This window comes from Thermoflexibacter ruber (assembly GCF_900113045.1).
Taxonomy (GTDB): domain Bacteria; phylum Bacteroidota; class Bacteroidia; order Cytophagales; family Thermoflexibacteraceae; genus Thermoflexibacter; species Thermoflexibacter ruber.
In genome coordinates this window covers 70,705-91,763 of the sequence record NZ_FONY01000013.1, presented here as the reverse complement: position 1 = coordinate 91,763, position 21,059 = coordinate 70,705, and the positions used below count along the sequence as shown (strand labels likewise).

Here is a 21,059-nt window from a genome sequence, read left to right as displayed (position 1 = left end):
AAAACAGGCTAAAAAGTTAGCTTGCTGTGGTAGAATAGGTTTAAGTAGTTTTTAATTGAAGTTCACAAATAAAGTTAATATTTTTAATAAATAGTTAAGAAATTTTGTTAAAAGTTATAACAGATTTGAGATATAAATGATAAGTATTTGATAATCAAATTTTAATAAATTGTTAATTTTTAAGCTAATTCCATAAATAGGTGAAGTTAATTATGCATATAATTTTTTATCTAATTGCTTTTCAATTAATTAAATTTAAATTAGTCCTGCTTTCTCCAAGATTCAGTAAAAATTATTAAATAAACGATTGATTTTCAAAATTTTGCCTATTTAAGCAAAAATCAGGCAAAATACTTTGCATTAAAAATATTTTTTTGAAAATTTTTAGGCAGATTTATTTTTTTATTATAACTTTGCAAGTTCAAAATTAGACTAAGGTTTAAGCACATTCTAAATACACTATTCCTCAGATGGCTTTCAAGAAAAACAAAAAATTTAGCAACGATTTTACCAAAATCACCATTAGCCTTGCCTCTCCAGAGTCTATTTTAGAAAGTTCTCATGGAGAAGTTACACAACCTGAAACGATTAATTACCGTACTTACAAGCCCGAAATGGGTGGGTTGTTCTGCGAGCGCATTTTTGGACCTGTTAAAGATTGGGAGTGTCATTGTGGCAAGTACAAGCGTATTCGCTACAAGGGCATTATTTGCGACAGATGCGGTGTGGAAGTAACTGAAAAGAAAGTAAGACGCGAGCGCATGGGACATATCCAGCTGGTGATTCCTGTAGCTCATATTTGGTATTTTCGCTCTTTACCCAATAAAATTGGCTACTTGTTAGGACTTCCTACCAAGAAGTTAGACCAAGTAATCTATTATGAACGCTACGTAGTCGTACAGCCGGGAATAAAAGCCAAAGACGGTATCAGCCAGTTAGATTTTTTAACTGAAGATGAGTATTTGGACATTATAGATAAGTTGCCAAGAGAAAATCAAATGCTTCCTGACGAAGACCCTCAAAAGTTTATCGCTAAAATGGGGGCAGAAGCCTTAGAAATGCTATTGCAGCGTTTGGACTTAGACCAACTTTCTTATGAATTGAGAGATTTGGCTTCTAATGATACTTCCCAGCAGCGCAAAGCAGAGGCTTTGAAACGCCTGAAAGTAGTAGAGGCTTTCCGCAATGCCAAAACAAGAAATGTAGAAAACAAGCCAGAATGGATGATTATTCGCATGGTGCCCGTGATTCCGCCAGAGTTGCGTCCCTTAGTGCCTTTGGACGGTGGTCGCTTTGCTACTTCTGACTTGAATGACTTATATAGAAGGGTTATTATTAGGAACAATCGCTTAAAGCGTTTGATAGATATTAAAGCACCAGAGGTTATTTTGCGTAATGAAAAAAGAATGTTGCAAGAAGCGGTAGATTCTTTGTTTGATAACTCTCGCAAAGTGAACGCTGTACGTGCTGATGGCAATAGAGCATTAAAGTCTTTGAGTGATATGCTCAAAGGCAAGCAAGGTCGTTTCCGTCAGAACCTATTAGGAAAGCGTGTGGACTATTCTGGTCGTTCAGTAATTGTAGTAGGTCCCGAACTCAAACTGCATGAGTGCGGCTTGCCTAAGGACATGGCGGCAGAGCTGTTTAAGCCATTTATTATTAGAAAATTGATAGAAAGAGGAATTGTAAAAACGGTAAAATCGGCAAAGAAAATAGTAGATAAGAAGTTGCCTGTGGTTTGGGATATTTTGGAGAATGTATTGAAAGGGCATCCCGTTCTGCTCAACCGCGCTCCTACCTTGCACCGCTTGGGCATTCAGGCTTTCCAACCTAAATTGATAGAAGGGAAAGCTATCCAACTGCACCCCTTAGTTTGTACTGCTTTCAATGCTGACTTTGACGGCGACCAAATGGCGGTTCACGTCCCTCTTGGGCAAGGTGCAGTATTAGAAGCCTCTTTACTCATGCTTGCTTCGCATAATATCTTGAACCCTGCTAACGGTACACCTATTACCGTACCTTCTCAGGACATGGTACTGGGCTTGTATTACCTTTCTAAAGGTCGTCGCTCTACCCCTGAACACATCGTAAAAGGCGAGGGAATGAGTTTTTACTCTGCGGAGGAAGTAATCATCGCTATCAATGAAGGGAAATTGGATAAAAATGCTTTTATCAAAGTACGAGTGCCTGTAAAAGACGAAAAAACAGGACAGATGAAGAATAAATTGATTGAAACAGTAGCGGGTAGGGTAATTATCAATCAATATGTGCCGAAAGAAGTAGGCTTCTTGAACGAAGAGCTAACCAAAAAGAAACTTCAGCAAATTATTGCCCAAGTATTCAAGACAGTAGGTATGCAACGTACCGCTCACTTCTTAGATGATATTAAATATCTCGGCTTCCAAACAGCTTTCAAAGGTGGACTTTCTATTGGCTTGTCTGACGTAAAAGTTCCTGCCAATAAAATGGGCTTGATTGAGGAAGCAAAGAAAGAGGTAGATGCTATTTGGAATAACTATTACATGGGACTTATCACTGACAATGAAAGATATAACCAAGTAATTGATGTTTGGACAAAAGTAAATAACGATATTACGACAACTCTGCTAAAACAGTTAGAAGAAGATAGACAAGGTTTCAATCCAATTTATATGATGATGCACTCTGGGGCGAGAGGTTCAAGAGAGCAAGTACGTCAGTTGGGTGGTATGAGGGGCTTAATGGCAAAACCTCAGAAGAACTTGCAAGGCTCTGTAGGCGAGATCATCGAGAACCCTATTCTTTCTAACTTCAAAGAAGGTTTGGACGTAGTAGAATACTTTATTTCTACTCACGGTGCGCGTAAAGGTTTGGCAGATACCGCACTAAAAACAGCAGACGCAGGCTACCTGACTCGCCGCTTAGTGGACGTAGCCCAAGATGTAGTTATTAACGAAGAGGATTGCGGTACATTGAGAGGTATTACTATGGAAGCTCTCAAAGACCAAGATGACATCATTGAAAAATTAGCAGAAAGAATCTTAGGTCGAGTGTCCGTACATGATGTTTTTGACCCATTGACCAATGAACTCATTGTTGCTTCAGGTGAAGAGATTACAGAAGACATTGCTAAAAGAATAGATGAAACAAGCATCGAGCAGGTAGAAATTCGCTCTGTACTGACTTGCGAATCTAAACAAGGAGTTTGCTCAAAATGCTATGGTAGAAACTTAGCTTCAGGCAAAATGGTACAAATGGGTGAGGCTGTGGGAGTTATTGCCGCTCAGTCTATCGGCGAACCTGGTACTCAGCTTACTTTGAGAACTTTCCACGTGGGGGGTGCAGCATCTAATATTTCGGTAGAATCTTCGGTGAATGCCAAATTTGCAGGAAAAATAGAATTTGAGGAAATGAAGTTAGTGCCTACTACTACCAATGATGGAGAGAAAATCAACGTAGTAATGGCACGTACCGCAGAGGTAAAAATTGTAAATCCAAATAATGGACAAGTGCTTATTAGTCAGCACGTTCCCTATGGCTCTTTCTTGAAGGTAAAAGAAGGGCAAATGGTAGAAAAGGGAGATAACATTTGCTATTGGGATCCTTACAATGCGGTAATTCTTTCACAATATGACGGCGTAGTAGAGTTCGAGGCAATTGAAGAAGGTATTACTTACCAAGAGGAATATGACGAGCAGACAGGTTACAAAGAGAAAGTAATTATAGAAACAAGGGATAGAACGAAAAACCCTGTTATCATGGTTCGCAATGACCAAGGACAGGTAATTAGCAGTAATATTCCTGTAGGCTCTCACTTAGCCGTAGAGAATAAACAAAGAGTAAAAGCGGGGCAAATCTTGGTAAAAATACCAAGAACGTTGAGCAAGATGCGCGATATTACAGGTGGTCTGCCTCGTATTACAGAGTTGTTTGAGGCACGTAATCCATCTAACCCTGCGGTAGTGAGCGAGATAGACGGTGTAGTTACTTATGGTGCCATCAAACGAGGGAACAGAGAAATCTTTGTAGAATCAAAAGACGGCGTAAAAATGAAGTACATGGTGCCTCTTTCTAAGCATATCTTGGTACAAGAAAATGACTTTGTGAAAGCAGGACACCCGCTTTCTGACGGGGCAACTACTCCTTCGGATATTTTAGCTATCAAAGGTCCTACTGCCGTGCAAGAATATTTGGTAAACGAAATCCAAGAAGTATATCGCTTGCAAGGGGTGAAAATCAATGACAAGCACATCGAGGTAATTGTACGCCAAATGATGCAGAAAGTAGAAATCATAGACCCAGGAGATACCATGTTCTTACCAGGGCAGGTGGTTGATAAGTTTTCTTTCCGCGATGCCAATGATGTAATTTTGGATAAGAAAATAGTAATAGATGCGGGAGATTCTACTACCATGAAAAAAGGTATGATTGTGAGTGCAAGGCGATTGAGAGATGAAAACTCCATGCTCAAACGCAAAGACATGAAATTGGTGAAGGTAAAAGATGCACAGCCTGCGGTTTCTAAACCCACCTTGCAAGGTATTACTCAGGCTTCCTTGGGAACAAAGAGCGTGTTCTCTGCGGCATCTTTCCAAGAAACTACCAAAGTTCTCAGCGAGGCAGCGATACGTGGCAAGACCGACTACTTACTTGGCTTAAAAGAAAACGTAATTGTTGGACACTTAATCCCAGCAGGTACAGGAATGCGTCAGTACGATACTATCAAAGTATATTCAAAAGAAGAATACGAAGCAATCAAAGAATCCAAAGAAACTTTCAAATTAAAGAAAGAATACCAAGATTAATTTTTTGCTTGATATAAGAGAAAAGTCCTTTGAAAATATCAAAGGGCTTTTTTTTATTAGAAAAGGAAGCTATCTTTGGCATAAAATATATTTTAGTGATAACATTTCTATTTTTTTTGTTTTTTATTCCCCTTTTTGCCTTAGTGGGGGTTTATACGGAAAGAAAAGTGTCCGCCTTTATCCAAGACCGCTTGGGACCTATGGAAGTAGGAAAGTATGGCTTATTACAAACCTTTGCAGATATTCTCAAACTCCTTCAAAAAGAGGATATTGTGCCACTAAGCGTAGATAGAAAACTTTTTCTCTATGCCCCTTTGGTGGTTTATACGGCGGTTTTTTCTGGCTTTGCAGTTATTCCCCTCTCGGCTGATTTGGTCGGTTCTACTGCCCAAGTAGGCGTTTTTTATTTGCTCACTTTTGTTTCTTTGGACATCATTGGCTTGCTCATGGCAGGTTGGGGGTCTAACAATAAATTTTCTTTGTATGGTGCTATTCGCTCAGTAGCGCAGATTATTTCCTATGAAATTCCTCTCGGACTATCTGTATTGTGCGTAACAGTGATTACGCAAACACTTAATTTACAGGAAATTAGCCTTCAGCAAGGCATTTTAAACCAAAGTGAGGAGAAAAGCTATCTGTTTGGTTTACCTTGGATAGAAGTTACTCATTTAGGAGGTGTTTTTACATGGAATATTGTTAGGCTTCCTACTTTATTTTTTGTATTTATAATTTTTTTCATCGCAAGTTTAGCAGAGTGCAACCGCGCCCCTTTTGATTTACCAGAGGCAGAGTCCGAATTGGTTGCGGGTTTTCAAACAGAATATTCTGGCTTGCGCTGGGCATTTTTAATGTTAGCAGAGTACGGTATGATGCTCTTAGTCAGTATTTTAGCAAGTATTTTGTTTTTAGGGAGTTGGAATACGCCTCTGCCCAACTTAGGAGATTTTAAGTTAGCAGCATATACAACAGGCACTTTTTGGGGTATTTTTTGGCTTTTTCTCAAAAGCTTTGCCCTTGTTTTTGTCCAAATGTGGGTTCGCTGGACTTACCCACGCCTTAGAGTCGACCAATTAATGACGCTTTCTTGGAAATACCTTACGCCTTTCGCCTTGATTTTATTGCTGATATGTGCAGTATGGAGGCTTTTATTAGTTTGAAAGCAGAAGAATAATTATTTTGAGCGTAGAAGGTCATAAAATCTATTTTTCTTTATTAATTTTTTGCTAATAGTTTTATCTTTGTTAGGGAATACGCCAATGAGATAATCTATGTCGCCTGCTCGAGTAATATATTTTGTTTTATGCCTTCTACTTTGTGTTTGCTTTACTCAATGGAGTATTGCCCAAAAGGAAGACGCAAGTAAGCAGATAGATGATTCTTTGGCTTTTTTTCAAAAGCCTACTGACAAAATAGACTTCTACATTCGCCTCTCTGACAGATTTTTTCTCAACAATGCCCAGCTAAGTAAGCAATATGCTAAGCAAGCTATCCAACTTGCTAAGGAAACTAAGTACCAAGAAGGCGAAATCAGGGGTTTGCTGGCATTTGGTTACATAGAGCAGTTTAGTAATCCAAGCTATGCCAATCGCCTTTTTATTGAGGCAAAAGAAAAAGCAGAAAGTAATCGTCATTTTGCCTTACTTTATGAGGCTTACTATCACTTGGCTAACTTTTACTTGAAATGGGAGCAGTATGAGCCTGCGAACCAATATATTCAAAAACAAATTAAGTTAGTGAAAGACAAAAACTTAGAACAAGTACCCAATTATGGTTTGTTAGGGGGAATCTATGCAAAGCAAAGGAAAACTGAGCAAGCCATAGAGGCATATCATCAACAACTCCAAATCCAACTCGCAAGAGGAGAAGAAAAATTCACCACAGGTACACTTAGCGAGGCTGGGAATGCTTATTTTTACATAAAAGACTATGAGGAAGCAAGAGAATACTATTTAAGAGGGATTGCGATAGGGGAAAAGTATCGAGATGATAGAAGTTTAGGGTATTTGAAAGATAATGTAGGATTATCTTTTTATGAGCAGAAAAGATACCGAGAAGCCTTGCCTTGGCAGGCTGCGGCATTGATGCACAGGCGGAAACTCAACAGCGAACATGAACTTATTGCAGGACTGAACAATATTTCTGCCACTTATTTGGCTCTTGATAAGCCTGACTCAGCTTTGTTTTTTGCTCACCAAAGCTATCCTTTAGCCATCAAATTTGGACACTACAATTTTATCAGAGAAATAAGCGAAATTTTAGGAAAAGCACACTACGCTTTAAAAAATACCGACTCAGCTTATATCTTTATGCAAAAAGCACATCACTACCAAGACTCTTTGAAAAGGCAGGAAAGAGAACGAGCCTTATTGGGCGCTTTGGCAAGAGTAGAAGCAGAGGAGCAGAAATATCAAAATAGTTTACTCACACAGCAAAATGAGCAGTTATTTTCTTTTGGGATTTTGCTTGCTTTATTACTTCTTGTCATTTTAGCTATCAGTTTTGCTCTTTGGAAGCAAAGTCAGGAACGCAGAAAACTACTCATGCACCTCCAAGAGTTAAATGCTACCAAAGACAAACTTTTTGCTATCTTGGGGCATGACCTCCGCGCTCCTATAGCCTCTTTGGTAAATGTTATGGAGATGCTTAATACTGAAATGATTAGTCCTAAAGAATTTTTGTTTTTTTCCTCTAAACTCAAAGAAGGCATAGAACATGTACATTTTACCTTAAATAACTTACTCATCTGGGCAAATAGTCAAATGCAAGGCTTAAAAACAAATATTCAAAATATTGATTTACAAGAGCTAATAAATGCAAATATAAATCTACTCTCTACCATAGCTAATGCCAAAAACATACATATCAGCCACGAAATTCCTACAAACGCATACGCCAAAGCAGACAAAGACCAGATAGACTTAGTCTTACGCAATCTGATGAGCAACGCTTTGAAATTTACGCCGCAACATGGGAAGATTCATATTTTGGTAAGTGCGCAAGATAGTTTTTGGAAAATTTCGGTCAGAGATACAGGGGTAGGGATAAGCCCTGAGCGTATTGCTAAATTATTTGTGCAAGGGAATTATTTTTCATCTTTGGGAACAGGTGGGGAAAAAGGTACAGGTTTTGGTTTGTGGATTTGCAAAGAGATGATAGAAAAAAACGGTGGAAAGATTTGGGTAGAAAGCCAAGAAGGCAAAGGAAGCACCTTTACTTTTACTTTACCCAAGTGAATTATCTACCAAATGTAACCTATCTCAAAATAACTACGTTGTAATTTTAATAGCTTTACTTTTATATGACAAAATTATAATCACTTAATAATGAACTCTATACAAGAAAAAAAACGAATATATCTCAAAGGGATAGATTCTACTATCTGGGAACATCCTGCGGATAGAGCGGCTCTGAAAGCCTTACAAAATGTACCAGCTTTAGATACTGTAATAAAGACTGTGCTAAGTCCTACGGTGGAAAAATCTATTCGTCTTGCCACGCTTGCTTCTGCGGTCAAAGTTTCTGAAAAGCAGTTTAAAAAAATCCATTCTCTGCATCAGGAGGCTTGTAGAGTATTGGATATAGAGCCACCTGACTTATTTATTTCTCAAAACCCAGTACTCAATGCCTATGCAGTAGGTTGGAATAAACCATTTATTGTTCTGAACACTTCTCTTGTGCAAACTCTTGACAATGAGGAAATTTTAGGAGTTATAGGGCATGAATTAGGGCATATCAAGAGTGGGCACATGCTCTACAAAACCTTGCTTTCTATCTTGATACAACTTTCGCAACTTGCCTTTCAAATACCTCTTACGGGCATAGCTTTGCAGGCAGTCATTGTAGCTTTGCGAGAGTGGGACAGAAAAAGTGAACTAAGTTCAGATAGGGCTGAGGCACTCACTACTCAAAATCCTGATACTGTCATTCGCTCTCTGATGAAAATGGCAGGGGGAAATCAGTTAGAGGAAATGGATTTAGGGGAGTTCATCAAACAAGCAGAAGAATATCAAAACGCCTCTACTATTTCTGATAATATCCATAAGTTGATGAATACCATTTACTTAACTCACCCATTTCCCGTAGTAAGGGTTTTAGAACTTATCAACTGGGTACGCTCTGGAGAATATGACAATATTTTGCGAGGCAACTACTCTAATCGGAAAAAAGAACAACATACTTTCCAAGACTTCAAGGAAGCGGCAAATTCTTACAAAGAAGATTTTAAAAAGCCTATCGAGAACGTAGTGAACGAAGTCAAAGAAAATATAGACGACATTGCCAAGAAAGTGAAGCAAGGATTTGATAATTTCAAGAAAAAAGGCGTATAAAACTAAGGGTAGCAATACTTTGCTACCTTGCCAAAATCTTAGCAATATCCATTTTGTAAGCTTGGAGTGCAGGAATAAAAGCAGAAAGAAAACCTGCTAATCCTGCCAAGACAAATAGGTAAAACTCCTCTGGTAGCCATATCAAAGCTGTAATCTGATTTTCAGCTTGCTTGTAAAGCGAGGTGAAAAGGGCTATGCCTCCATGTCCTAAAATGATGCCTAAAAATGTGCCTAACAAGGCAAGCAAGATACCCTCAAAAATGATGAGCAAAAATACCTTCATGCGTGAGGCTCCCAAAGTTCGCATCAGTGCAATGTCAAACTGTCTTTCTTTCAGTGCGTTATACAATACACCAAACATACTTAAAAAGGAAATCCCAATGATAGCCAAGGCAAAAAATCGCAAAATATCTGCTCCAATACCAATCAGGTTAAATAAACGATTTACTTCGGCAGCAGGAGAGGCGGCTTGCAAATTACTAATGCTATTTACTAAGCGAGGTAGAGTAACAGCCCCCATAGGAGAACGATATTTTACAAGCAAGGCAGTGTATTCTTTGTCCTCTGCGGCTGTACTATCCATTTCATTTTCAGTGTGCTGTTCTTCTTTTGTATCTTTGCTTTCCTCTTGTTTTTCCTCATGTACCAGCCAAATACTTTCCATCGCTGTCAAAATGAGTTGGTCTGTTACCATGCCGTTAGGTTTCATAATGCCCACCACCACGTAATCATGCGAATCGTGAGCGTGTCCCCCCTCGTCCAAGCCATGCGCTCCCACAAATTTATCTCCGATTTTTAGTCCCGTAAGCATCGCTACCTGACTACCTATCACTACTTCCAGAGGCTTTTCCCATATTTTTCCTTCTTGGATTTCACAACTAAAATGCTTAAAATAGTCATGATTAGTACCTACGATGCGAACCCCCATATAGCTATCGCCTAAACCCACAGGGATAGCCTGCTTGACTAAGGGATTTTTCATGATTTTGCGTGCATCTTTGATTTTGATATTGCCCGTAGGATAGTCTATGTGATAAATAGCAGAGAGAATGAGCTGCAGGGGGCTACCTTTGGCACCCACCACTAAGCTAATGTCTTTAGCATTGCGGCTAAAGCGGTCTTCTATCTGATGGACTAACAAGAGTAAAATCACCACCACAGATATACCAAAAGCAAGCAATAAAAGGTTCAAAGTAGTGCTTAATTTATTGGCTTTGAGGTAGCTAAAAGACAAGGAAACTATATTCATGGAGATTGCTGATGCGATTTAGTGAAAATCCAATAATTTACTTTCGTGAGCAAATTTGCAACAAAATTGCGGAATATTTATTTTTCCGCATTATTTTTTATTCCCACAAAGTCCTAATTTCCAAGTTTGCACTCCATTTTTGCGGGCTTCGTTGGGGCTTCGGTAAGAGTTGCCGTCGCAACCACATACGTAGCCTGTAACTGTGGAACTTGTAATCGGAGAAGTTTTGGTTTTGTCTATGCAAGGGACTTTCTGTTCCAGAATCTTTATGTCTGCGAGGGCATCTTGGAGTTTAGCGGTGCGAGTGCAAAGGTTCGTATAGTATATGCCGTTACTTACCTTCTTCGCATAAAAAAGGTAGGTTTCATCTTGGAAATATATCCAGTCGCAAGAGGAGTAGCCTATTTTGATAACTACAGAAATTTCATCTAAGATTTCCCCTTTCCAATATTGTAAGATTTTGACATTTGCCATTTCTCCTGCAAAAACGGTAATTTTTCCTACAAAAACAGCATCAAATTTTTCATAAGCTTCTTCTACACTAAACTGCTCGTTAGGAGGGCAGGAGCAGGGAACATAGCGGTCATTATCATAATTACCTTGCTCTATTTTACCTGATACAGAGATAGTTACCCCTTGTCCATGTCTTTTGTTGTCTTTCCAATCACCTATATATTTCGTCTTGTTTGACCAAATAAATGTGCCTTTGCCATTTGCCATGTCATTTGCCCACTGCCCAGAGTATTCACTGCCGTCTTTCATCTTCAGTATGCCGTCTCCGTGCTTTTTATTGTTTTTAAATTGACCTTGATAGACGTCTCCATTTGCCCAAGTAAACGTACCAAAACCATCTCTTTGCCCATTTTTCCAATAGCCTACATATTTTGTACCATCTGGAAGAGTGAGCGTTCCATAACCTTCCATAAGGTCATCAACCCACTGTCCGACATACTTTGTACCATCACTCCAAATAAAAGTTCCTCTACCATTGCGTTTGCCGTCTTTATAGGCCCCTTTATATTTGCCTCCAGAGGCAGAAGGCTCTATATCTTGTGAAAGAGTAACATGGCTCAAGAATAAAAAAGCAAGTATAAAAATATTTTTTATCATAAGAATTACAGTTTCAATATATTGAAGTTTATAATCATTGGCAAAAGCCAAAAACGGTGATGATTCCAATTGTATGATGGTATTTTATCTGCTGTTCTCAATTTGATGAGAAAAGTGTTTTTTTGAATAAAAATCTGTGTTTATCAGCCCAATCCGTATTATCGGTGTTCTATTTGGGAACACTGATGACACAGATTGTACCGATGAAAACGGATTTTTTTAACACATAAAATTATCATACATTTGAAAACTCCACCCCAAAAACTTACTACTATGCAATAATAGTAATAATTTTGAAATCATAACAAGATAAAGTCTGCTAAGTTTTTTTCTATAAAGCAATTTGAGTTAAATAATTTTAAAACTGATTCGAGAGATGATGTCTAAACCTATGGGCTTTACTTTCTTAATGCGTTCCACAAACCTCCTCTGTTTGGTGTGGCGCAGGGAGTTTAGGGCTGAGGTAGGGTATTCCCAAAGATAAGCCTCTGATAATGAATAAAAATGCAACAAGGATAGCTAAGTAAGGCTTTAGCTTTTTGATTCTGTTCCTGAATTGTATAGTTACCAAATTTCCTGAAAGAGTAGTAATTGCCATCATAGGGATTGTGCCTAAACCAAATACTGCCATGTAGAGCATGCTATCTATCCAATCTCCCGTCAGCACAGCTCCCGCTAAAGCAATATAGACAAATCCGCAAGGCAACATTCCATTTAAGATGCCTGTAAATAGGAGATTGAGGGGGGTAGGTTTGGTAATAAATTTTCCAAAAAGTTTTCTTATTTTCTTTTGTAAAAAATCTAAACCAATATAGTGAAACACAGCATCTTGCAAGCGAGTAGGAATGATAAAGGCAGAAATAATCAGCAGCCCCACTACCAAAGAAAGCCACTGCTGATAGCCCAAACTTACAAAGGTACGTCCAAATATTCCTGCTAACAGCCCAATAATGCTATACATCATTACTCGCCCCAAATTGTAAAAAAGCGTATCCTTGACCAAAGCAATGCGAGTGCTGATATTCATAGGAATAGATAAAGCAATCGCACCGCACATTCCTACGCAGTGAAAGCTCCCTAATAAGCCAAATATAAACGCACTCCAAAGCATTGTTTTATAATATTTTAGTAATTGAATGAGGTTTGTTTGAGGTATTTTTTGCCTTCTACTTCAAAGGCTAAGGTCATTTTCCAGTTGCCTTTGATGAGGCGGTCAAGTGGAATTTCGCACAGCCCGTCTGCATTGGTATTGAAATCCTGCTCAAAATCCAACTTAGAAGACGAAGGTCTGTAAAACTTTATTTTCCCTTGAATTGGAGCAGGAGTTAATCCAATAAAAATGTTCAAGACCTTTTTCTCTCGGTCTAAGACTACTTTCACCTGCTCACCCAAAGCCTCTGTGCGGGCTACAGTTTCCATGTATTCTTGATGCTTGAGTTCTTCTTGGTAGTAGTCTTGGCGGACTAAATTGACCTCCGAGCGCATGGCTACGGTAACAAAATAGCCAATCATCCCTGCAAAAGCAACAAAGGTGCTAATGATTATGGTTGGAATAGAGATTTTCATGGTATTTTTTATTTTAATTAGGTGCAACAAATTTTGTATCCAAAGTTTTCATCAGTTCCTCTCCTTGATACAAGCCGATTTCTACTTTGGTATGGATTCCTTTCAAAGCAGATTTAGGAAATTCTATAAACAAAGAACTTTCTGCAATGCCTTCCGAGCTCAGTCGCAATTCATTTTTTTGTGCTTGTTGAGAATCACCTATCATCTTGATTGTTCCATTTTCAGGCGAAATCAAACGCAAGTGAATTGTCCTTTCATCATGCGACTTATTGATAATCTTAATATTGTATAAGTTAGAAATATTCCCATTTTCTAATTTTTGGAAAGTAGTGCCTTGCGCCCTGAGCAAGGTGGCATCTATTTTCCCTCTGGTAAAAAGTAGCCCTCCTGCCACTGAAAGCAAGGCAAGCAAAACTACGGAATAGGCAATCCTGCGCGTATTGAAGTGAAATTTCGTTCCTTTCTCTATGCCGTCAATAGACGCATAGCGGATAAGTCCTCTGGGTTTGCTGATTTTGTCCATGATTTCATCGCAGGCATCTATACAAAGCGTGCAGTTAATACACTCTAACTGTGTACCATTGCGAATATCAATCCCTGCGGGGCATACATGGACACATTGGGCGCAATCTATGCAATCCCCTATTTTCCTTTCTTCCCCTTTTCTCATTTTGCCTCTGGGTTCGCCTCTTTTGTAGTCATAAGCGACCACTATGGATTCTCTGTCGAGCATTACTCCTTGTAGTCTTCCATAAGGGCAGGCAATCGCACAAACCTGTTCCCTGAATTTTGCAAAAACAAAGTAAAAAGCCCCACTAAAAGCCATCATAGAGGCAAAACCTCCTATATTTTGAGAAGTAGGAGAGGTGATGATTTGATAAAGTTTCTCAATACCAATGATATAAGATAGAAAAACATTGGCAATCAAAACCGCAATAGCAAAGAAAACACTGTGTTTGAGAGTCTTTTTCCAAATTTTTTCCCAAGTCCACTCTGCCTTATCTAAGGCTTTTTGCTTCATGTAGTCCCCTTCTATGAGGTATTCTATTTTACGAAAAACCAATTCTAAGAAAATGGTTTGAGGGCAAGCCCACCCGCAAAAGACACGCCCGTAAACTACGGTAAACAAGATGATAAAGGCTAAAAAACTCAGAAAAATCAGCACTAAAATATACATATCTTGGGGAAAAAATACTGTCCCAAAAATCACAAATTTGCGTTCTAAAATATTGATAAGTAAAAGCGGATAACCTCCCACCTTAATAAAAGGAGCAGCAAAAAGAAAAGCTAATAAAGAGTAACCTACGATTTCTCTGCTTATGGTGAAGCGTCCACTTTGCTTTTTGGGATAGACCCACTTGCGTTTGCCTGTTTGGTCTGCCGTAGCTAAGGTATCCCTGAAATTTGCTTTGGGTAGTGTAGATGATGACATGTTGGGAATAATTTTTTGACAAAAATCGCTGGTAAAAGCCATAAAAAAAATGATTTATGTCTTTGGAAAAAGATGACTTTTGTCATGTTTTTTTAAGGCATAGGCAGACTAAAAATAAAAGCACTGCCCTTCCCAAGTTCACTTTCTACACATATTTTCCCTTTGTTTTGCTCTACCATTTCCTTGCAAAGCATCAGCCCCAAACCTGTACCTTTTTCACCGCTTGTGCCGTAGGTAGAAAAACTGGTATTATTTTTAAACAGGCTGGCGACCTGTTCTTCTGACATTCCTACTCCTGTGTCTTTGATAGTCAATACGATAAAATTACCTTCTCTTTTGGCAAAAACGCTAATAGTACCTCCTTTTTTGGTAAATTTGATGGCATTGTTCAGCAGATTTCTAATGATGAGGCGCGTCTGGTTTTCATCTGCAAAAACTACATAGTCAGACGGAACATCGTATATGAGTTGGATTTCTTTGTTTTGAGCCGCTTCGGTAAAAAGTGCTATATTTTCCAACACTATTTCGTGCAGTTCTACCTGCTTAGGTGCGCTTTTGATGCCTTGCATCTGCGAATAAGACCACTGCAAAAGATTTTCTAAGGTATGATGCACAGTTTTTACGTTTTGGTGGACTTTGGGGAGTAGTTGTTGGAACTCCTCTACGGAAATAAATCCTTTGGAAATCACATCTAAAAGGTTTAATAAGGTATTGATAGGGCTGCGTAGGTCATGCCCAATAATAGAAAAGAGTTTATCTTTGGTGGCATTGGCTTGTGCCAATTTTTCTGAGTGTTTAAGGAGTATATCGTATTGGCTTTTTATTTTTTCTTCTGCTCTTTTCATAGCATCTATGTCATAGATAGCCCCATAAATCCTTTTGCAAACTCCTTGCTCAAACTCTGCCCTGCCTATAAGCCTTACCCAAAGTTCGTTGCCTTTTGCAGTGATAAGTTTCAGTTCTATGTTGTAAGGTGTGCCATATTCTATGAGTTGTTGGACTGCTTGGCTAATTTTCTCTCTATCCTTACCCTCTTTGAAAAATGCCAAGCCCTTTTCTATAGAGGGTTCGAAGTCAAGGGGTACTTCGTGTATTTCTTTGGTAGTTTTGCTCCAAGTAGATTTTTGAGAAATAAGGTCTAATTCCCAACCGCCTACTCTGGCAAGAGAACTCATCTGCTCAAGCATAATACTTTGATTCTCAAAAAGATGCTTTTGCTCTTGCAGCTCTGCGGTTCTTTCTTTTACTTTCTGCTCCAAGATGATATTCTGCTGCTCTATGAGTTTTTTGTTTTCAAGCGTTTTTTGCAAGATGGCAAGCCGCGACTCTAACTGACTTTTTCGCATTTGTCTAATTCTATCGGCAAGAGCAAGGGAAAACATCAGAGCTTCTAAACTAACACCGAGAAATGTAGCATTTCGAGAAAGAAAGTGGTAAGGAATCACCCCATTGATAGTAAAGATGAAACTAAAAGTAGAAGAAAAAAAGAATATCCACCCCCAAGCATAGAATTTTGCAATCCGCTCTTTTTTGGTAATCCATAAATATAAACTGACACTTACTAACGAAAGAGCTAAGACCAAAACAAGCATTTGGTTGGTAAGACTGAGGATAGGAAAAGGAATAATATGCAAAATATTGCAGCAAGGAATTACTCCTATCATCACTAATAGCAAGCATAGCAGATATACTCGGAAGTACGGAACATGACGGCGAAAATTGAGAAAATCAATAGCAAATACTGCGGCAAAGAGGTAGGAGATATTTTGCAAAGAAATAATATACTGTTGGGAGGCGTAGCGAAGTTTTGGAAAAAGATAAACTAAAAGTGGGTACTGATTCAGAAAAGTAAAAATAAAGATAGTAGAGAAAAGATACAAAACGTACCAAATATAAACCCTGTCCTTCGTAGCTATGAGTAAAAATAAGTTATATAAAAACATCATTAGTATTAGCCCTACAAAGCCTCCTACTATATAATCTGTCTTAGTTTTGTTTTGGTGCAAGGAAAGCAAAGTGCCTACCTGCAAGGGCAGTTCCATAGTTCTTAGGCTTTGTATGCGTAGGTAAACTGTCTGGGGTTGCGAGGAGCCAGGCAAGGGTAGCCAAAACAAGTTAGTGGGGTAGGCTTTATTTTGTTCAGGACGGAAAAAACCTGTCTGCAATTTTAGTTGATAACTCCCTGCTTCTGCGGTATAATAGTCTATGTACCAAAGGGCAATACTGCCTGCCTCTATCCAAGCTTGCACAGAGGACAAATTCTGCACGGTGAGTTTTATCCAATACACTTTGGTAGAGGCAGGACGAGCAAAAACATTAGTTGTATTTTTCTGAAATTTCGCTTGGTAAGTAGGGCTTAAAATATCCTCTATGCTTAACTTACCGTCTATATCCTCCCAAAAGTATAGCTGCTTCCCTACTAAAAGTAAGTCTGTTTCATTTTTTAATACGACTACTTCCTCATTCTGAGCCAATAGAGAAGCTGTACACCCAAGCAAAAAGGTACAAAATAAAAAACTCAGTAAAAGTTTTTTGCAATGATTTTTTGTGGATACATACTTTGCTACTTTTTCCAAGTAGTGAGTTTTACAAGATTCAAAAGTAAATAATGTCACTTTATCTATTTTATCAATTACTCAGTTGTATATTTAAAAGCAAAAATCATGTAAGTTTAGGAAAAGCAACTTTTCTCTTTAGTATAATATTGAACTTATTTGTTGAATCTAAGTAAAATATTTACTTTTACCGCTAAGATTTTCTTACTTTTATTTAATAGTAGCAAACTTTCAATGTTTAGATTAATTAGCCTATTTTGTTGTATTTTGCTTTTTGCAAGCTTCTCCAAACTCTTAGCTCAACGACAAAGAGTCATAGATAGCTTGAAGAACCTACTTATTCATGCTCAAGAAGATTCTAATAAAGTAAATATAATCAATAGGTTATGGGCAGAGTATTTATACGTTAAACCTACTACGGCAAAGACATACTTAGAACAAGCACTTACACTTTCCCAAAAAATCAAATATAAAAAAGGAGAGGCTTATACTACATTTTACATAGGCACTTTCTACTACCATAGCGGGAATTATGTCAAGGCTTTAGAGTACTATGACTCATCTGACACCCTTGCAAAGGAGTTAAAAGATAAACACTTGATAGGTAATATTTTGTCCTCTAAGGGTTTGGTTTATTACAAGCAAGGGACTTACTTAAAATCTTTAGACTTACACTTGCAAGCCCTGCGTCTGGCAGACCAGCTCAATGATACCTTGCTAAGAGCCTCGAGCCTAAATAATATTGGGCTAATTCATGAAAAACAATCAGACACTAACCAAGCAAAAAGCTACTTCCAACAAGCTCTTCTCTATTATAGGTATATCAAAAAACCTCAATCCGTTGCTTATGTTTCCAATAATATAGCCCGAATACTTCGCGATGAGGGCAAGCTGACTGACGCTTTGTATTATTATAACCAATCTTTAGCTTTTTTTGAGGAATCTGAGGACTTAAAGGGTATATCAGAAGTAAAAAATAACATAGGTAGTGTATATATCAAACAAGGCAAATATTCCCAAGCATGGAAAGTATGCAGAGAATCTTTGGAGATTCGTCAGAAATTAGAAGATAAAAGCGGCATGGCAAATAGTTTACAAAACATTGCTATTGCCTACCGCAAAGCTGGCTTGTTTGAGAATGCACTGAACTATGCCTTGCAAAGCTATCAGTTGGCTCAGGAATTGGGATTGCGAGAAATTATCAAAGAATCCAGTTTTCAATTAGCGGAGATTTATGCCTTTCAGCGCGATTATCAGAAGGCTTTTGAGTACTATCAAATATACGATACCACCAAAGACAGTCTATTCAACGAAACTAATATCAGGCAGTTGGCAGAGATGCGAACTAAATATGAGGCACAGACCAAAGAGCAGGAAATCAATGCACTAAGAAGCGAGCAGAGAGCGCAAAAAGCCGAGTTAGACCAAAAAAATATTATCAATTACGGGCTAATTGCTATTTTGATAATAAGTTTAGTTTTCTTAGTCTTGTTTTTTAACAATTACAATGTAAAGAAAAAAGCTAACATAGCGCTAGAAGAAAAAAATACAGCCTTAAATGAAGCACTTATCCAACTTAAAAGCACACAAAGTCAGTTGATTCACTCCGAGAAAATGGCATCTTTGGGACAACTGACCGCAGGAATAGCCCATGAGATTAATAACCCACTGAATTTTATTTATGCAGGCATTGGAGCATTGGAGAGCAATATCCACAGTTTTTACCAAGTTACGGACTTATTTCAGTACATCCTCAAAGAAGAGGACAGTACCAAAATCCAAGAAAAAGTCTTGCAACTCAAAAAAGCAGAAACCTTGAAAGAATACGAAGATATTAAAGAAGAAATCAACTTACTTATCAAAGACATTAAAATTGGTGCGGTACGAACCACAGAAATCGTCAAGGGTTTGCGCAATTTTTCTCGCTTAGACGAGGGCAAACCTAAGATAGGAGATATTCATAATGACATAGATGCCGCTTTGATGTTACTTAGAAACAAACTTGCCAAAAATATTACTGTTTCAAAAAAGTATGGCGACAAAATCCCTGAGATAGCTGCACTACACGGTCAAATCAATCAAGTATTTACCAATATCATTGCCAATGCGATACAAGCAATGGAAAACGGTGGTAAAATCACTATTACTACTAAGTTAGTTCATAAAGAAGAAAGAGATTATGTAAGCATATCTATCAAAGATACAGGGGCAGGAATGTCAGAGAGCGTCAAGGCTAAAATTTTTGAGCCTTTTTTCACCACCAAAGACATAGGCGAAGGCACAGGCTTGGGACTTTCCATTAGCTATGGTATTATTCGCAATCACAAAGGAACAATAGAAGTTTTTTCTGAAATAGGCAAGGGTACAGAGTTTGTCATTTGTTTGCCCGTTGGAATTGAGTAGCGCAAATACCTTTTGCTTTACTTTTTCAGGAAATAATATTACTTTTAAAGGAATCTTTAAAAATTCATATTTAATAATTTGACTTAACACATAAAAATACATTATTTTTGTAAGCAATAACGATAAAAATTATCGCTCCCTCATAGATATTTGGCACACTTCTATCTATTTTGAGAAAACTAAAAATAAACTGAATGAATTAACTTTACGCAATTAAAAGGTGTTTAAAAATGAGAAAGTAAGAACATAGTAAGGTAGGTATATGCGTTCATGCCTTATGTACTAATGTGTAAAACACAAAGCACCTTGATTAATCTATTATTCACGTTTTTCTCAAATTTTAAACTATGCGCTTAATTCAAATTTTATCATCATTACTGCTCCTGGCTATTTCGCATAGCATTACTTTCGCTCAAATAGGAGTCTTGGGGCAGGATTCTACACGTAGGGTAATCTCCACCGCAGTATCATTTCTGACTATTACCCCTGATGCGCGCAGCGCGGGTATGGGTGATGTAGGGGTAGCACTTTCGCCAGATGCTAATGCGACCCATTGGAATCCCGCCAAATTGGCTTTTTTAGAAAAGACTATGGGCATGTCTATCTCCTATAGTCCTTGGCTACAAAAGTTAGTAAATGATATGTCTATTGCTTATCTATCTGGTTATTACAAGATTAGTAAGCAAGAAGCTGTAGCTATGTCCTTGCGCTACTTCAATATGGGTAGCATACAGTTTACTGACTTGCAAGGGAGATTGCAACAGGACTTTAACCCAAGAGAAATTGCCTTAGACGGGACGTATTCCAGAAAATTGAGTAAAGAATTTAGCATGGCTATTACAGGGCGATTCGTACACTCTAACTTAGCAGGGAACTTCAGCAACGGACCGGGTAATGTGAATGCTACTCCCGGTAACGTAGTAGCAGCCGATATATCTGCCTATTACGAGAAGAAAAAAATTATAGGAATGATTCCTACCACCGTAGCTTTCGGATTAAATATTTCCAATATAGGCGGAAGAATGACTTACAACAACCCCACTACCGCAGATTATATCCCTACTAATTTACGCTTAGGTACAGGTATTACCGCAGAAATAGACGAATACAATAAACTTACTTTTGCCTTAGACATCAACAAACTCTTAGTGCCTACTCCTCCCATCCGAAATGGACAAGGACAAATCATCAAAGGTAAAGACCCAGATAGAACCTTAGTTTCGGCGATGTTTGGTTCTTTTAATGACGCTCCTAACGGATTGCGAGAGGAAATACAAGAACTCATGTTTGCTATGGGGGCAGAGTATTGGTACAAAGATATATTTGCGCTAAGAGGAGGGTATTTTAATGAAAACACTATCAAAGGAGCCAGAAAGTATTTTACTTTGGGCTTAGGTTTCCGTTATCAGAAATTTGGGATAGATTTTGCCTACATGATGCCAACCATTCAGAATCATCCTTTGGCAGATACTATGCGTTTTACGTTGCTATTTGATTTCGGTAGAAGCAAGCAAGAAAAATCTGTTACTGACGAAGAAGGTGCAGTACAATAATTTCGTGAATCAAAAACAAGTAGTAAAAAATTATCATTATCAAAGAATTACGTTTTATATTCACAGCGTAATTCTTTAC

At 38.1% G+C, this 21,059-nt stretch carries 12 protein-coding genes; 6 read left to right on the top strand and 6 right to left on the bottom strand.

Translation table 11 applies throughout. The features are described from left to right. Positions 1 to 470: 470 nt before the first annotated feature. The 4 genes from rpoC to BM141_RS08810 all read left to right on the top strand — a co-directional run bounded on the left by rpoC (position 471) and on the right by BM141_RS08810 (position 9,112). Entirely contained in the window at positions 471 to 4,784 is a 4,314-nt protein-coding gene (gene rpoC / locus BM141_RS08825) for a DNA-directed RNA polymerase subunit beta' (RefSeq protein WP_091544087.1), read from the top strand. A 95-nt stretch (positions 4,785 to 4,879) separates the two neighbouring features. Next, positions 4,880 to 5,941 (top strand): complex I subunit 1/NuoH family protein, encoded by a 1,062-nt coding sequence (locus tag BM141_RS08820; protein ID WP_091544182.1) that lies wholly within the window; start codon positions 4,880 to 4,882, stop codon positions 5,939 to 5,941. A 111-nt stretch (positions 5,942 to 6,052) separates the two neighbouring features. Beyond that, the gene (locus BM141_RS08815; protein WP_091544085.1) at positions 6,053 to 8,017 is read left to right on the top strand and encodes a tetratricopeptide repeat-containing sensor histidine kinase; all 1,965 of its coding nucleotides are present in this window, start codon (positions 6,053 to 6,055) and stop codon (positions 8,015 to 8,017) included. Between the two features lie 90 nt (positions 8,018 to 8,107). Continuing rightward, positions 8,108 to 9,112, top strand: a complete 1,005-nt coding sequence (locus tag BM141_RS08810; RefSeq protein ID WP_091544082.1) for a M48 family metalloprotease — start codon at positions 8,108 to 8,110, stop codon at positions 9,110 to 9,112. Positions 9,113 to 9,134: 22 nt separating this feature from the next. Here BM141_RS08810 and BM141_RS08805 read toward each other — a convergent pair whose 3' ends face one another. The 6 genes from BM141_RS08805 to BM141_RS08780 all read right to left on the bottom strand — a co-directional run bounded on the left by BM141_RS08805 (position 9,135) and on the right by BM141_RS08780 (position 16,967). Beyond that, positions 9,135 to 10,361 carry an ABC transporter permease gene (locus BM141_RS08805; RefSeq protein ID WP_091544079.1) on the bottom strand — a complete coding sequence of 409 codons (1,227 nt, stop codon included), beginning with the start codon at positions 10,359 to 10,361 and terminating at the stop codon, positions 9,135 to 9,137. Between the two features lie 90 nt (positions 10,362 to 10,451). Next, a complete protein-coding gene (locus tag BM141_RS08800; protein ID WP_143090858.1) occupies positions 10,452 to 11,471 on the bottom strand; it encodes an MORN repeat-containing protein in 1,020 nt (339 codons plus the stop codon). 406 nt (positions 11,472 to 11,877) lie between these two features. After that, positions 11,878 to 12,582 (bottom strand): sulfite exporter TauE/SafE family protein, encoded by a 705-nt coding sequence (locus BM141_RS08795; RefSeq protein WP_091544075.1) that lies wholly within the window; start codon positions 12,580 to 12,582, stop codon positions 11,878 to 11,880. Between the two features lie 14 nt (positions 12,583 to 12,596). After that, the gene (locus tag BM141_RS08790) at positions 12,597 to 13,037 is read right to left on the bottom strand and encodes a FixH family protein (protein WP_091544072.1); all 441 of its coding nucleotides are present in this window, start codon (positions 13,035 to 13,037) and stop codon (positions 12,597 to 12,599) included. A gap of 13 nt (positions 13,038 to 13,050) precedes the next feature. Continuing rightward, positions 13,051 to 14,469, bottom strand: a complete 1,419-nt coding sequence (gene ccoG, locus BM141_RS08785) for a cytochrome c oxidase accessory protein CcoG (RefSeq protein WP_091544179.1) — start codon at positions 14,467 to 14,469, stop codon at positions 13,051 to 13,053. Between the two features lie 92 nt (positions 14,470 to 14,561). Continuing rightward, on the bottom strand, positions 14,562 to 16,967 hold the full coding sequence (locus BM141_RS08780) for a sensor histidine kinase (protein ID WP_143090857.1): 2,406 nt from the start codon (positions 16,965 to 16,967) through the stop codon (positions 14,562 to 14,564). A gap of 291 nt (positions 16,968 to 17,258) precedes the next feature. On the opposite strand from BM141_RS08780, the gene BM141_RS23650 reads away from it, so the two are divergent. Both BM141_RS23650 and porV read left to right on the top strand, forming a co-directional pair. Beyond that, positions 17,259 to 19,427 (top strand): tetratricopeptide repeat-containing sensor histidine kinase, encoded by a 2,169-nt coding sequence (locus BM141_RS23650; RefSeq protein ID WP_091544065.1) that lies wholly within the window; start codon positions 17,259 to 17,261, stop codon positions 19,425 to 19,427. A gap of 347 nt (positions 19,428 to 19,774) precedes the next feature. Beyond that, complete coding sequence (gene porV / locus BM141_RS08770) at positions 19,775 to 20,980, top strand: type IX secretion system outer membrane channel protein PorV (RefSeq protein ID WP_091544062.1); 1,206 nt, start codon at positions 19,775 to 19,777, stop codon at positions 20,978 to 20,980. Positions 20,981 to 21,059: the final 79 nt, after the last annotated feature.

Bases quoted from the DNA above. Each gene is read 5' to 3' on its own strand.
- BM141_RS08790 (WP_091544072.1), bottom strand. From the start codon at position 13,037: ATGAAAATCTCTATTCCAACCATAATCATTAGCACCTTTGTTGCTTTT.
- BM141_RS08795 (WP_091544075.1), bottom strand. From the start codon at position 12,582: ATGCTTTGGAGTGCGTTTATATTTGGCTTATTAGGGAGCTTTCACTGC.
- BM141_RS08805 (WP_091544079.1), bottom strand. From the start codon at position 10,361: ATGAATATAGTTTCCTTGTCTTTTAGCTACCTCAAAGCCAATAAATTA.
- BM141_RS08815 (WP_091544085.1), top strand. From the start codon at position 6,053: ATGTCGCCTGCTCGAGTAATATATTTTGTTTTATGCCTTCTACTTTGT.
- BM141_RS08810 (WP_091544082.1), top strand. From the start codon at position 8,108: ATGAACTCTATACAAGAAAAAAAACGAATATATCTCAAAGGGATAGAT.
- BM141_RS08800 (WP_143090858.1), bottom strand. From the start codon at position 11,471: ATGATAAAAAATATTTTTATACTTGCTTTTTTATTCTTGAGCCATGTT.
- BM141_RS23650 (WP_091544065.1), top strand. From the start codon at position 17,259: ATGTTTAGATTAATTAGCCTATTTTGTTGTATTTTGCTTTTTGCAAGC.
- ccoG (WP_091544179.1), bottom strand. From the start codon at position 14,469: ATGTCATCATCTACACTACCCAAAGCAAATTTCAGGGATACCTTAGCT.
- porV (WP_091544062.1), top strand. From the start codon at position 19,775: ATGCGCTTAATTCAAATTTTATCATCATTACTGCTCCTGGCTATTTCG.
- rpoC (WP_091544087.1), top strand. From the start codon at position 471: ATGGCTTTCAAGAAAAACAAAAAATTTAGCAACGATTTTACCAAAATC.